At 64.7% G+C, this 13802-nt stretch carries 11 protein-coding genes and 1 pseudogene; 2 read left to right on the top strand and 10 right to left on the bottom strand.

Translation table 11 applies throughout. The features are described 5' to 3' along the window. Positions 1-213 precede the first annotated feature (213 nt). The 10 genes and pseudogenes from A5764_RS09880 to A5764_RS09925 form a co-directional block, all read right to left on the bottom strand. Positions 214-1707, bottom strand: a pseudogene (locus A5764_RS09880) (MCE family protein); the annotation flags it as partial. Then, complete coding sequence (locus A5764_RS09885) at positions 1708-2925, bottom strand: MCE family protein (RefSeq protein WP_231989667.1); 1218 nt, start codon at positions 2923-2925, stop codon at positions 1708-1710. A 53-nt stretch (positions 2926-2978) separates the two neighbouring features. After that, on the bottom strand, positions 2979-4427 hold the full coding sequence (locus A5764_RS09890; RefSeq protein ID WP_067112366.1) for an MCE family protein: 1449 nt from the start codon (positions 4425-4427) through the stop codon (positions 2979-2981). Continuing rightward, on the bottom strand, positions 4424-5542 hold the full coding sequence (locus A5764_RS09895; RefSeq protein ID WP_067112369.1) for an MCE family protein: 1119 nt from the start codon (positions 5540-5542) through the stop codon (positions 4424-4426). The genes A5764_RS09890 and A5764_RS09895 overlap by 4 nt, the downstream gene beginning before the upstream one ends. Next, positions 5542-6564, bottom strand: a complete 1023-nt coding sequence (locus A5764_RS09900) for an MCE family protein (RefSeq protein ID WP_067112372.1) — start codon at positions 6562-6564, stop codon at positions 5542-5544. The genes A5764_RS09895 and A5764_RS09900 overlap by 1 nt, the downstream gene beginning before the upstream one ends. Next, entirely contained in the window at positions 6561-7835 is a 1275-nt protein-coding gene (locus A5764_RS09905; protein ID WP_067112376.1) for an MCE family protein, read from the bottom strand. Before A5764_RS09905 ends, A5764_RS09900 begins: the two co-directional genes overlap by 4 nt. 19 nt (positions 7836-7854) lie before the next feature. After that, complete coding sequence (locus A5764_RS09910; RefSeq protein ID WP_067112379.1) at positions 7855-8700, bottom strand: ABC transporter permease; 846 nt, start codon at positions 8698-8700, stop codon at positions 7855-7857. 4 nt (positions 8701-8704) lie between these two features. Continuing rightward, positions 8705-9523, bottom strand: coding sequence for an ABC transporter permease (locus A5764_RS09915; RefSeq protein WP_067112382.1), 819 nt, complete (start codon positions 9521-9523; stop codon positions 8705-8707). A gap of 325 nt (positions 9524-9848) precedes the next feature. Then, positions 9849-11054, bottom strand: coding sequence for a CaiB/BaiF CoA-transferase family protein (locus tag A5764_RS09920; RefSeq protein ID WP_067112385.1), 1206 nt, complete (start codon positions 11052-11054; stop codon positions 9849-9851). Next, entirely contained in the window at positions 11051-12580 is a 1530-nt protein-coding gene (locus A5764_RS09925) for an aldehyde dehydrogenase family protein (protein WP_067112389.1), read from the bottom strand. The genes A5764_RS09920 and A5764_RS09925 overlap by 4 nt, the downstream gene beginning before the upstream one ends. Positions 12581-12853: 273 nt before the next feature. Between A5764_RS09925 and A5764_RS09930 the strand changes: the two genes are divergently transcribed. Both A5764_RS09930 and A5764_RS09935 read left to right on the top strand, forming a co-directional pair. Next, positions 12854-13555 carry an SDR family NAD(P)-dependent oxidoreductase gene (locus A5764_RS09930; protein ID WP_067112391.1) on the top strand — a complete coding sequence of 234 codons (702 nt, stop codon included), beginning with the start codon at positions 12854-12856 and terminating at the stop codon, positions 13553-13555. Between the two features lie 46 nt (positions 13556-13601). After that, positions 13602-13802, top strand: a complete 201-nt coding sequence (locus tag A5764_RS09935; protein WP_067112394.1) for a ferredoxin — start codon at positions 13602-13604, stop codon at positions 13800-13802.

Here is a 13802-nt window from a genome sequence, read left to right on the forward strand (position 1 = left end):
CGCCCGCCCCCCCCCCCCCTCCCGATGCCGCGCCACCCGGCACGGCCAATGGTGAAGGGCCGCAGGCTGCCCCAAGCTCATTCGGTGGGGGAGCCGGTAAACCGGTGCCGTCGATCGCGGTCGCCCACTACGACCCGCGTACCGGTCGCTATGTCGGCCCGGACGGAAAGCTGTACCAGCAGTCGGATCTCGCGACGGCGACACCGCCTAAGACGGGGCGGGGAGTTCTCCCGCCGAGGGGACGTCGAGTGGCGCGATGGGCGGAAGGTCAGCCGACATTGGCGACAAGGGTGCCAGCGTTGGCCCCGATGACGGCACCGGCGGCGCAGCGTATCCCGGTCCGGGTGGTCCATACGCGCCCCGCGGCCCCGGCGGTGTGCCGCGCGGCACCGCCCCCGGCGGCAGTGGCGTTCCCTCGACCGGGCCAAAGATCCTGTTGTTGACGGTAACCCGGTCATCGGGCGGGATGCCCTGGGAGAGCAGGTTCGGATCCAGCGGGGAGGGGCCCAGAACATGCTGGCGCATCGCCAGCGGCATGTACGGCTTGTCGCTGTTGCAGATTTCGACCGTGGGCGCGCGTTTGCCGGGATGACCCATGCATGGATAGTTGCGGGCGCCGCGAACCGAGAGCGGTGAATCCTGCGGGAGTTTGCAATAAAGCCCGTCTGGTGTGTCCATGTCGCTGGTGTCGGCCGGGGATCGCCATTGGCTCGGCGGCAAGAAGCCGACCGTGCAAATGGGCGGATCGTCGATCGTGAGTGCGAAGTCACCGACGGCCCGACCGTCCGGATGGTTCGTGGGGCCGGCAGCTTGCTCGATAGCAACCGCCGACGGCAGCAACACCAGCAGCTGCTCCAGCGATGGGTGATAGGTGACCGCGATCTGCCCGATGGTCGTCAGGTTGGCAAGCAACACCGGCAGCGTCGGTTTGATTTGTTCGAGCAGTCGGGACGCTTCGTTCGCGGCCTCGGGACCGTTTCGTAGCAGGGTGCGAAACTGGGAATCGTCGTTCACCAGGACGTCCGAGATGCCGGCGAGGCTATGCGCCCACGTTCTGATCGAATCGGTGGTGCGTGCTTGCGAATCCAAAAGCGGCCCAGTGTCTTCGGTGAGGGTGCGGGTGCGATCGACGACGCCATTCGCATCGCGGGAGATCGTGGACGAGGAGTCGAACAGTGACCCCAGGTCGTAGCCGGTTCCGTTGAAGCCCTGGAAGGACTCGTCGAGCAACTGGCCGAGTTTGGTCTTCGGGATGCTGTTGACCAAGGCACTGACCTGATCGAGCATCGGCCCGACCGGTTGCGGAATCGCCGTGTCGCGCACGGCGATTACTGAGCCGTCGTGCAGGTAGGGCGGCGAATCGGTTCTGGGTCGCAAGTCCACGTACTGTTCGCCGACCGCGGAGACACTGTGCACCTCCGCTTCCAGGTCGGCGGGCACCTTGGGTGAAGTGCCAAGCGACAGCGTCGCTTTCGCGCCGGTCGGCGTCAACGCCACCGCCGTGACCTTACCGAGCTGCACCCCGCGGTAGGTCACGTTCGAAAACCGGTACAGGCCGCCGGTAGCCGGCAGTTCCAGCGTGACCGTGATCCGACCGATGCCCAGCAGGGTCGGCGCTTGGATGTAGAAGAGAACCATCGCGATCACGCCAATGGTCCCGACGATCGTGAAAATCACCAGCTGGATCCGAACGAAGCGCGTCAGCATCTATCCGCCGCCGTCCGTCGGTGCCGGTGGGGGCGGCGGCGTTTGGCCAAGACCCGCGTCGGGCCCCGGCGCCGTGGTTGGCGCGGGCCCGGGCAGCGGGGCACCGGGCGCCGGTGCCGCGGCTGGCGGAGGCCCGGGCAGCGGGGCACCGACCCACGGTGGCCTCGTGGCGGCGTGCAATGGATCCAGCGTGTAATTCAAGTAATACGGGTCCCCGGGTGCCGGTACCTCCGGTTGGTCCAGCTGCCCCCAGTGGGTCCCCAACATCAGTCCCCGCTTGAGCCGTGGAATCGTCAGGTCCAAGTCGACATGCAGGTTGAAGTAGTCGCCTCGGACCGCTCGGTCGACGAAGTTCTGGGTGAACGGGAACACGAACGCCGCCGCAAGTGCCGTGCCGAGTTCCGGTCCGACGTCGGCGAGCGCGCGGATGGTCGGTTCCAAGTTTTTGAGGTTCGTGACCAGGTCGGCCTGGGTGTCGTTGATCAGCCGGGTGGCGGTGTTGCTGAAGACGCGGAGTTTGTCCAGGGCGGTCGTCAAGCGCGGCCGCTCCCTGATCAGCACTTCGAGCGCGGGCGGTACCTTGCGCAGCGCCTGGGTGAGAACGTCGCGTTGTCCGGCGAATGTGGCGGAAAGCCGGTTCAGCGCCTGGATCGAGGCGACGATGTTGTCCCGCTGTTGGTCGAGTGTTCCCACGAACGTGTCGAGGCGAGTAAGGAGATCACGTACGGCGCCCTCACGCCCGGACAGCGCAGCGGTGAAATTGTGGATGATCTCCCCGATCTGTCCGAGGCCCCCGCCGTTGACGACCGCCCCCAGCGACGACAGCGTCTGCTCGGTCGACGGGTAGTTCGATGACCGGCTCAGCGGGATGGTGGCGCCCGGCTGCAGCCGTCCGCTCCCCGGTTGGCCGAGCGGCGTATTGAGCTCCAGATGCATCGACCCCAGCAGGCTGGTCTGACCGACGCTGGCTACCACGTTGGCCGGGACGACGACATCGCGCTTTACAGAAATCTCGACGTCGGCGTGCCAGCCTTGCACCCTCATCGTGCCGACGCTGCCGACGACGACGTCGTCGATCATCACCGGCGAATTCGACTCCATCGTACCGACATTCGGGACCTCGACGTGGTAGATGTTGGCACCCGGCCCGCGTCCGACCGCACCGGGCAAGGGTAATGAGTTCAGGCCGTGGAAGGCGCATCCCGTCACCGTCAGCATGACGCAGGACGAAATGGCGAGCACCCGCCGCCCCGGCACTCGTACCCGGGCGGTCATGGTTGCTGCCCTTCGGCCGGCAGCAGCATGCCCGACACGCTCGGCGCCGGTGGTGGCGGTGGGGGTTCCATCGGTGTCGTCGGTGGGGGCGGCAGCGGCATCGCCGCGCCCGGTATCCGCGCTGGCGGCACCGCCCCCGGCGGTCCGACGGGATCACCGGGCAGACCGGTGTAGGCCGACACCGCGGGCGGGATCTCGGGTGGTCCCGGTTTCGGGCCCTCGCCGCCCGGGGCCAGGCGTTGCTCGGTGTAGACGATCTTGGAAGGGTCCACCGACTTCTGCAGGAAGATGTTGATGGGAATCGGCAGACTGTTGAAGTTGAGCAGGCGCAAACCGGGACCGAGAAACAGGGTGCACAGCTTGGCCGTTTCGACCGCGGTCACATTCTCGACGGCGCCGATTTGCGAGCAGCCCGGAACGGGCAGCGGAAGAAGCAAACCCGAGGCCACGGGATTCGCGAAATCCATGATCCCGAACCCGCCCACGATCGTTCCGGTATCGGCATTGTAGTCGTTGAAGAAGTTACCGAGCGCGTTCGGCGACGCGTGCAGAATGTTCTCCAGAGCCATGTGCTGATCGACCAGGATCTGCGTGACGTCGGCCAACCGGGCAACCTGCTCGCTGGCCTGGTTGCGAGTCCCGGCGATGAATCGTTGCACCTCGCCGACCGCCGTCGACAGATCGGTCAGCGCGGCGTCCAGGTCAGACCTGCTGTCGTTGACCACGCTGGTGAGCGTGGCCAGGCGGTCGTTGAACTGCACGATCTGGGTGTTGCTGTCGCGCAGCGCCGTGACGAAGATCTGCAGATTCTTGATGATGTCGACGATGTTCCCGCTGCCGTTGGCCAGGATCCGGCCCACCCCCGACAATTGGCCGAGCGTTTGCCGCAGCTTGTCGCCATTGCCCTCGAGTGCATTGGCGGCGCTGTCGATGAACCGGCCCACCGACGTGTCCGATACCCCACTCTTCGGTCCCAAATCCGTTGCCAGCCGCATCAACTGGGTCTTGACCTCATCCCACTCGACGGGCACCGCGGTGCGTTCGACCGGTATCACCCCGCCGTCCGGCATGACCGGGCCGCTGGACCGGTAGGCGGGAGTCAGTTCGACGTAGCGGGCGGCCACCAGGTTCGAGGCGACGATGACCGCTTTCGCGCCCGCCGGAATGGGCACGCCCTGGTCGACTTTGAGGGTCATCTTGGCTACGGTGCCCGCTGGGTGAATCGACTTGATGCTGCCGACTTTGACGCCCGAGACCCGCACCTCGTCACCGGGATAGATCGCCGTGGTCGTGGTGAAATAGGCGGTAATCGTCTTCGGCCGAAAGAACGTATTACGGACGAGCACGGCCGTGCCGGCAACGAGGAGCCCGACCAGGACAACCGCCGCCACGGTCGCAAGCCTGTTGCGCGGGATCCGGGAGATCCGGGAGGTCCGGGAGGTCATTGTGATCCTCCGATCCTTCCGCCCAACGTACAGCCAGGGCACACCGGAATACCGTTGTACGGCCAGGGGATCAGCGACCGAGGTACCGGCGAAGGGAAGCCGGGACCGCGAGCCGTGTCGAAGGTGCGGAATCCCCAGAGGTAGTCAAGGAACGGTTGGAAGAGTTGCGGGATAAGGAAGTTCGGGACGAACGCCGAGTAGGCGTACATGCTGGAGATGGCCTCACCGACCGTGACCTCGAATTTCGCGAGACCCGGCAGCGATTTGGAGATGTTGTCGCGGTTCTTTTCCAGCATCGCGGTCACGGAATTCAGCTTCTCGAGCGTCGGCGCCAATTTGCTTTCGTTGTCGTGCACCAATCCCGTCAGCTGCCTGGCCACCGCCGACGTGTTGGCCAGCAGGTCCACGATCTCTTGTCGGCGCGCCGCCAGGACCCGGAGCAGATCGTCGGAATTGAGGATGAGCTTGTTGACCTGCTGGCTGCGTTCGGATAGGACCCCGGTGACGTCGCTGGCACTCTTGAATAGGTCACCCAGGGTCTGGTTGCGGCCGTTGAGGGTGCGTGACAACCGGGTGAGCGCGTCGAAGGTCGGCCCCAGTTGGGGTGCAATCTGGTTGAGCGTCGCCGACAGCGTATCGAGCGACTGGTTCAGCGACTGGGTGTTGGTTCCGGCGGTGTTCGATGTGAGGTCGCTGACCGCTTCCGTCAAGGAGTAGGGCGAGGATGTGCGCGAGACCGGGATGACAGCCATCGGATGCATCGTGCGGCTACCGGCGGACTCCAACGTCAGCATCCGCTCGCCCAGCAGCGTGCCGGTGCGGATGTGCGCGGTAGTCTCCGACCCGAGCAGGATGTTGCCTTTCATCGAGAACGTCACCAAAGCATCGCCGTTGCGCAGCGACATGTCCGACACCGTGCCGACTTTCAACCCCGACACCGTGACGGGGTTGCCCACCGCAAGGCCGCCGGCTTCCGAAAACAGCGCCTGGTATCGGACCGCTGTCGCCCACGACAGCAACCGTTCCGGCGACAGGCCCACCAGGATGACGAGCACGATCAGGACAGCGCCGATGAGTCCGGCCTTGACGAGCCCCGCTCCGCGATACTTAAGCATTAGGGTTCCGTGCACCTTCCAGCATCTGACCTGAACCAGGGGGCTACCACCGTCTTGCCCTGAAGATCCGTGCCACGGAGCGTTATCTCGCAGATGTAGTACGGGATGGTGGCGCCGAATACTCCGAGTCGCGTCAGCTTGCGGTAGTTCTTCGGCGCCTTCTGGATTGCGGCGTCGAGGCGGTCCTTGTCCGAATCGAGTATCGGCGCCAGCCTGCTGAGCTGGTCTATGGTGCCGGACAGCGGCGGCCGCGCGTTGGTCAGCAGGTCTGCCAGCGAGGCGGTCCCCTTGTCCAGGGAGTCGATGGCGGCGCCGATGGTGTCGCGATCGTCCGACAGGCCGCTGACAAGCCGTTCGAGGCGATCGATTGCGCCGGAGAACTTGGTGCCGTCCTTGGAAAGCGTGCCGACCACGACGTTCAGGTTGTCGATCAGTTGCTGCACGGTTTGATCGTTGTCGGCCAAGGCATTCGAAAACGATGTGGTCTTGGCGAACAGCGACTCGAGAGTTCCGCCCTGGCCCTGGAAGACCTGCAACAACGCCGAGGTCAGCGCGTTGACGTCCTGCGCATTCAGGCCCTGAATAACGGGTTTCAGTCCGCCGAGCAGCAGATCGAGGTCCAGCGCCGGCGCGGTGCGGTCGACGGGAATCTGACCGCCGGCCGGCAGACGCTTGGTCGAGCCCGGGCCATCGGCGAGCTCGAGGTAGCGATCGCCCACCAGGTTGAGATAGCGGACCGACGCCCTGGTGCCTTCGGTGAGGACGACATTGCGGTCGGCGTCGAACTTCACCACGACTTTTTTGTCGGGCCGCAGCGAAACGCCTTTGATCGTGCCCACCCGGATCCCGGCGACCCGCACCGATTGCCCCGATTTGAGACGCGACACGTCGGCGAACACCGCCGAATACCCGGTCGTCGAACCCGTTCTGTACTGGCCGAAGATGAAAAACAGGAAAGCGGTCAGCACCGACATCACGACCACGAAGATCGCGAACTTGATCAGCGTGGCGCGCGTCCTCATCCGGGTTGTCCGATCTGAGCGGAGTTGCGCGGTGGGCCGGCGATCGGCCCGTACAACAGCTGCTTGAGGAGATCGGAGTTGATCAGCAGCTGTGGGTTTCCATACCCCACCGGGTCGGCACCGATATCTGTGATCAGTTGCGGCGGATTCGTATTGAACGGCAGCTTCGGCAGGCCCAGGCACCGCGGGCCACCCGTGGCCGCGACCTTGGGCAAGTTCGTCGGGTATCGATAACGTTCGCCGCCCCACGTGAGACTTGCCGAGATGTTGATGCTCGGTTCCGACAACGGCGGATTGTGCCCAATCTGTATGAGCCCGCCGAAACCACAGGTGAACACCTCGTGGTACTGGCTGGTCAGGTCGGTGGTCGGCACCAGCAGATGCAGCACATCCGTAAGCGGTTTGCGGTTCGTCGACAAGACGTCGTTGCCGATGTCGGCCAAGCCGATAGCGCTGATCAGCAGCGCATCCAGGTTGTGCTGCTCGTCGACGATCGTCTGGCTGATCCGGCTCGCGTTACTGACCGTCCTCACCAGATCCGGTGCCGCGTCGGCATAGGCGTTGGACACAGCCGGCAAGAGCGCGAGGTCGCGACTCAATGCGGGGAGGCTCGGCTCCAGGTTGGCCAGAAACGAATCCAAGTCGCTCAGCGATTGGCCAAGCTTTGCGCCCCGCCCACTGAACGCTTTTGCCAGCGCGCCCAGTGCCTCGTTGAGCTTCGCCGGGTCGATCTGGGCGAGCACCGACGTCAATTGCTGAAACACCGTGTTGATCTCAACCATCACGTGCTGGCCCTGCAGCGTCTGGCCGGCGTGGAGCCGCTGCGCCGAGGGGTCGGCGGGTGGTACCAGCTCAACGAACTTGGCGCCGAACACCGTCGATGACGTGATGTTCACGAGCACGTTGGCGGGAATGTAGTGCAAGTCCGACGGGTACATGTCGAGGTGAATCGCCGCTTGGCCGTTCGGTAGCGTTTCGATGGGGGAGGCGACCCTGCCCACCTGCACGCCGCGCATCTTGACCTTGGCGTCCGGGTTCATCACCAGGCCGGCGCGTTGCGAAATAACGGTCACCGGCACGGTTTCGGTGAATCCTCCCTGGAATAGCGTTATCGCCAGGGCGACAATTCCGCAGATGACCACGACAGTGGTCAGTCCGAGCAGGGGCGCTAGGTAACTCGGCGGCCCCTGCCGGGTGGCTCCCCGCGCAGCGGCGGTACCCGGTAGCCGGCCGGCGGATGAGCCACGACCCGCTGGCACATTTTGCGTCACTGCGATCCCACCTCCTCCGCTACCCGGACAGGTTGAAGTTGCCGTTACTACCGTAAATAGAAAGCGAAACCAGCAGCGTTACCGACACCACGACGATGAGCGAGGTGCGCACCGCGTTACCGGTCGCGTTGCCGACACCGGATGGTCCACCGGAAGCGAAATAGCCGTAGTAGGTATGAATCAGCAAAATGGTCAACGCCATGAGAACTGCCTGCAGGAACGACCACAACAAGTCGAGCGGGTTCAGGAACGTGTCGAAGTAGTGCTCGTACAAACCCGCCGACTGACCGAGCAAAAACGTCGTGGTGAACTGGCTGGCGACGAACGACAAGATGACAGCGATGCTGTACAACGGCGTGATCGCGAGCATTCCGGCCAGGATCCGGGTGCTCACCAGGTACGAAATCGGGCGAATGGCCATGCTTTCCAGCGCGTCGATTTCTTCGTTGATGCGCATCGCACCCAACTGAGCGGTCACCCCGGCACCGAAGGTCGCCGCCAAACCGATCCCGGCGACCACCGGTGCCGCGATACGCACATTGATGAACGCCGCCAGAAAGCCGGTTAGCGCCTCGATGCCGATATTGCCCAGCGAGGTGTAACCCTGAATGGCCAGCGTGCCGCCCGCGGCCAACGTCAAAAAGCCGACAATCACCACGGTTCCGCCGATCATCGCCAAAGTGCCTGCGCCCATGCTGATCTCGGCGATGAGGCGGATGACTTCGCGTGTGTAGTGGGTGGCTGCGAAGGGTATCCCGGCGAGCGCTCGGCTGTAGAACAGTGTGTGGTCGCCGATCCGCCCCAACGAGGCGACCGGCCGCTCGAGTTGGCGGAAAAACCTGGGATAGGCGGCTCGCAGCGTCACGGGGTCACTTCGCCGTCATTTTGATGCCGACCGCGGTGACAACCACGTTGACTACGAACAGCGACATGAACGCGTAGACCACCGTTTCGTTCACCGCGTTGCCCACGGCCTTGGCGCCGCCGCTGCTGATGATCAGGCCGCGATAGCAGGCGACCAATCCGGCGATGAGGCCGAAAAGCGCTGCCTTGACACAGGAAATGATCACTTCGGGCACCCCGGTCAGCAAGGTGATGCCCGCGGCGAAGGCCCCGGGATTGACGTCTTGCACAAAAACCGAGAAGGCGTAGCCGCCCAAGATGCCGATGATGCAGACCAGGCTGTTGAGCAACATCGCGACCAACCCGGAGGCCAGCATGCGAGGCGTCACCAGCCGTTGCACCGGATTGATGCCCAGCACCTCCATCGCGTCGATTTCTTCACGGATCGTTCGCGCCCCGAGGTCGGCGCACATCGCCGTGGCACCGGCTCCCGCCACGATCAAGACCGTGACCAAGGGGCCGACTTGAGTGACCGCGCCGAACGCGGCACCCGCACCGGACAGGTCCGCCGCACCTAGTTCGCGCAGCAGGATGTTGAGCGTGAAGCTGACCAGAACGGTGAACGGGATGGCTACCAATATTGTCGGGGCCAGGGAGACCCGGGCGACAAACCATGACTGTTCCAGGAACTCGCGCGCCTGAAAGGGCCGGCGGAACGCGAACTTGATCGCGTCCGCCGACATCGCGAATAAACCCCCGACGGCCTGCATGGGCCCGGAGAGACTCCCCTTCAATTTCAGCGAGGGCAATCCCGGTGACCAGCGGTCGCCGCGCTTATCTGCCATGGGCGTCAAATCCTTCCGGCAACACGAGACCGGTAGTCTCAAAAATCGGCCGGGCCGGCGACGAATGCGCGACGCCGACGGCGAAATGCCTAGCGGGTAGCCACGTTTCGGGCTTTATGCCCAGTGCGGCGTCCGCTACCATCCTCACGCCAGTCCTCCGTTCTCTCGCGTGAGTTGGCGCCCCGAAACGAGGTATCCCTCGTCTCGAAGCGTCCGGCGATTATGACTCATGCCGCGTCCCGGGGGAACGAAAAGTTTAAAACCGTTATCGGACAGCCCATGTTCGGCTTGAACATCTCAGGCGGGGGTCCGATCCCTGCAGCACTCATGTGACGGCGCCGGCCGTCTTGAGTTCGATGATGCGATCCCAATCGAGCCCGATTTCCATCAGGATCTCGTCGGTCTGCTCGGCGAATCCGGGCGCCGGTCCCGTCTGCGGCGCGGCAACGTCGAACTGGACCGGGTTGGCGACCAGGTCGAGTTCACCTGCGCGAACCAGATACTCGTTGGCGCGGATCTGTGCGTCGTCCACCGCCTGCAACGTGTCCTGCACCGGTGCCCAGGGCCCGGCGAGCGTGGCAAAGCGGTCGCTCCACTCGGCAAGCGTGCGGGTTGCGATCACCTTGGTCAAGATCTCCACCGCGTCGGCTGTGTGGGCGGCGATGCTTTCGGCAGTGGCGAACCGTGGATCGTCCGCCAGCTCGGGAAGCTCGACGTGCCGGCACACGTCAGCCCAGAACTTGGTCGGCTGCATCATCACCAAAGAGATGTAGCGGCCGTCGGACGTCGCGTAGACGCCCACCAGTGGGTTGACCGGCGACCCATGTATGCCGGGCGGTGGCGCTTCCAGCCGCTGCCCGAGATGCTTTGTCAGCGCCACCGTGTGACCAAGCGACCACAGGCCGCTGCCGAGCAGCGACACGTCGACGACGGACGGCTCTCCGGTGCGTTCGCGCTTGAGCAAGGCCGCCGCGATGCCGCCGGCGAGGTTGGTGCCGGAGATGGTGTCGCCGTAGGCGGGCCCGGGCGGATTGATCATCCCCTCATAACCCATCGGCGTGATGGTGGCCGCCGTTCCGGCCCGGCACCAGAAGGCGGTCATGTCGTAGCCGCCTTTGGTGGCCTCTTGGCCGCGCGGGCCGAGCGCGCTTCCCCGGGCGTAGACGATCGACGGGTTCACCGCTCGAATCTCGTCGACGTCGATGCCGAACTTCTGCCGGGCGTCGGGCAAGAAACTGGTCAGGAACACATCCGACCGGCGGGCCAGCTCGTAGAGAACCTCCCTGCCCTCGGGCACCGACATATCCAGACCGATGCTGCGCTTGCCGCGGTTGGCGTGTTCGATGTTGGGGTTCGGGTCGCCTTCGACGCGCAACATGCCGGTCTGGCGCAGTCCGCGCTGCGGGTCACCGGTGACGGCGTGCTCGACCTTGACCACATCGGCGCCCCACTCGGCCAGCACCGCACCCGCCGACGGGACGAACCCGTACATGGCGACCTCCAGGACGCGGATGCCCTCGAGCGGCCTCATGCGGGCGCCCCCAGAACGGGAACAGCAAATGTCTTGCGCTCCAAGAACTCCTCGAGCCCCGCGACGCCCATCTCGCGGCCGATGCCGGATTGCTTGAAGCCCCCGAACGGGCTGTCCGCGCTGAAGTAGTTGCCGCCGTTGATGGAAAACGATCCGGTGCGGATCCGCCGCGCCACCGCCAGCGCCCGGTCCTGGTCGCGGCTGAAGACCGCGCCGGCCAGCCCGTAAATCGAGTTGTTGGCGATGCGCACCGCGTCGTCGTCATCGTCGAACGCGATGACGACGAGCACCGGGCCGAAGACCTCGTCCTGGGCGATTTCGCTGTCGGGGTCGACGTTGGTGAGCAACGTGGGGGCATAGAAGTAGCCGGGATCCAACCGCTTGCCGCCGGTGACCCGGGTCGCCCCCGCGGCAATAGCGCGCTGGACCATGCCGTCGACCTTGTCGCGCTGGCGCTCGTTGATCAGCGGCCCCATCAACGTTTTCGGATCGGCCGGATCGCCATGACGCACCTTGGCGAAGTTCTGGGCGATCAGTTCGACGATTTCGTCGTGGTGCGACTTGGGCACCAACAGCCGCGACGTGAGCGCGCAGCCCTGTCCGGCGTGGGTCACCATGCTGAACGCCGCGAACATGCTGGCGCTGGCGAAATCGGCGTCGTCGAGCATGATCACGGCCGACTTGCCACCCAACTCCAGGAAGACCCGCTTGACGGTGTCGCTCGCGGCGGCCATGATCCGGCGGCCGACCGCGGTTGACCCGGTAAAGGTGATGACGTCGACGTCGGGGCTGGCCGTGAGCGTCTCTCCGGCCGCGGCATCCGAGGACGTCAGCACGTTCACCACGCCGGGCGGGATATCGGTGTGGTTGGCGATCAATTCACCCAGGGCCAGCGTGACCAGGGGGGTGTCCGGCGCGCCCTTGAGCACCACGGTGCAGCCGGCGGCCAGGGCCGGGGCCAGCTTGGCCAGCGCGAGCTGGTTCGGATAGTTGTAGGCGATGATGGCGCCCACCACGCCTGCGGCTTCCTTTTCCACCCAACGCTGATGCCGCATGCCCCGCGATTCGATCTCGCCAAGGTCTTCGGAGAACTGGTAGCTGCGCAGCAGGTCGGCGTAGAAACGCACGATCTTGATCGGCTCGTCGAGCTGAGCGCCGTGGGTCAGCGCCCGGGTGGCGCCGACTTCGGCGATGGTCAGCTGGCGCAATTCCTCGGCGTGCTCGACAAGGGCTCGGTGCAGCTGGTCCAGGCAACGGATCCGCAGCGCGACGTCGGTCGGCCAGCTTGTCGTGTCGAACGCGCGCCGGGCCGCCGCGATCGCCGCTTCGGCCTGCTCGACGCCGGCGTCCGGGGCATGCCCGATGACCGCACCTGTGGCCGGATTGATCGAGGGGAACGACTTGCCCGCGCCCAGGAGCCGGCCGTCGATCAGCAATCTGTGGTCGATCTGCGACTCGGACGCGGCATCGGCGATGGTCCCTGAGGTCGTCCCCAAGGCGGCCTCGGCCGTGTCCTGCGCTGGCATTCCTTACCCCTTACTGTGGTGACGGTCACGATAATTTCATTCTCCTCCCGGGCGAATCTTACATTCGACTCTCGAGAATTCAAGAAAGTCACAGGAATCAAGAACCTGCGGCTGACCAGCTCAAAAGTTGCGTTTATCAGCCTCGCAGCGCAGGCCGAGCGTGGTTTTGTACCCGTGTTGCATGGCGCTTGAGGCCGAGAGTAGGGTTCTCATAATCGTAAGCGAGATTCTTTGTGGCTGAGATGGCCCACCGTTGGAAAGTGAAGGATCGACGTGAAGACCGCGGTTGTCACCGGTGGCGGATCCGGCATCGGTCAGGCTGTAGCGCAGCGCTTGCGCGCCGACGGCCTTGACGTCGCCACCATCGACCTCAGGCCGTCGGACGCCGATCTCGCGTTTACCGCCGACGTCACCGACCGATCGCAGGTGGACGCCGCGGTATCGGCGATCCGCGCGCGACTGGGCCCAGTGGCGGTTCTGGTCAACGCGGCGGGCCTCGACGGGTTCAAGCGTTTCAACAACATCACCTTCGAGGACTGGCACCGGGTGATCGATGTCAACCTCAACGGAGTTTTCCACACGATTCAGGCGGTCCTGCCGGACATGGTCGAGGCCGGTTGGGGGCGGATCGTCAACATCTCATCATCGAGCACGCATTCCGGCGCGCCCTACATGGCTCACTATGTGGCGGCCAAGTCCGCGGTCAACGGGCTCACCAAATCACTGGCACTTGAGTACGGCCCCAGCGGCATCACCGTCAACGCCGTGCCGCCCGGATTCATCGACACCCCGATGTTGCGCGCCGCCGAGAAAAACGGGTTCCTTGGCGACATCGACGAGACCATCGCCCGGACCCCGGTGCGCCGGATGGGCAAGCCCGAAGACATCGCCGCCGCGTGCGCCTTCCTGGTGTCCGAGGAAGCCGGTTACATCACGGGTCAGATATTGGGCGTCAACGGCGGCCGAAACACCTGAGCACCGCCACAACTTGAGCCGAAAAGAACCATCGCAAGGAGACGCCGTGAAGGTCTGGGTTGACTCAGAACGCTGCCAGGGCCACACCCTCTGCTCGATGATCGCTCCGGATTCTTTCCAGCTCAGTGACATCGACGGAAGCTCGTCGGCGATCGACGAGCTGGTGCCCGCCGACCGGGAGGACCGGGTTCGCGAAGCCGCACAATCCTGTCCCGAGCAGGCCATCATCATCACTGACGAAACGTAA

Origin of the sequence: Mycobacterium sp. 852002-51057_SCH5723018 (assembly GCF_001667035.1) — a bacterium.
Lineage (GTDB): Bacteria > Actinomycetota > Actinomycetes > Mycobacteriales > Mycobacteriaceae > Mycobacterium.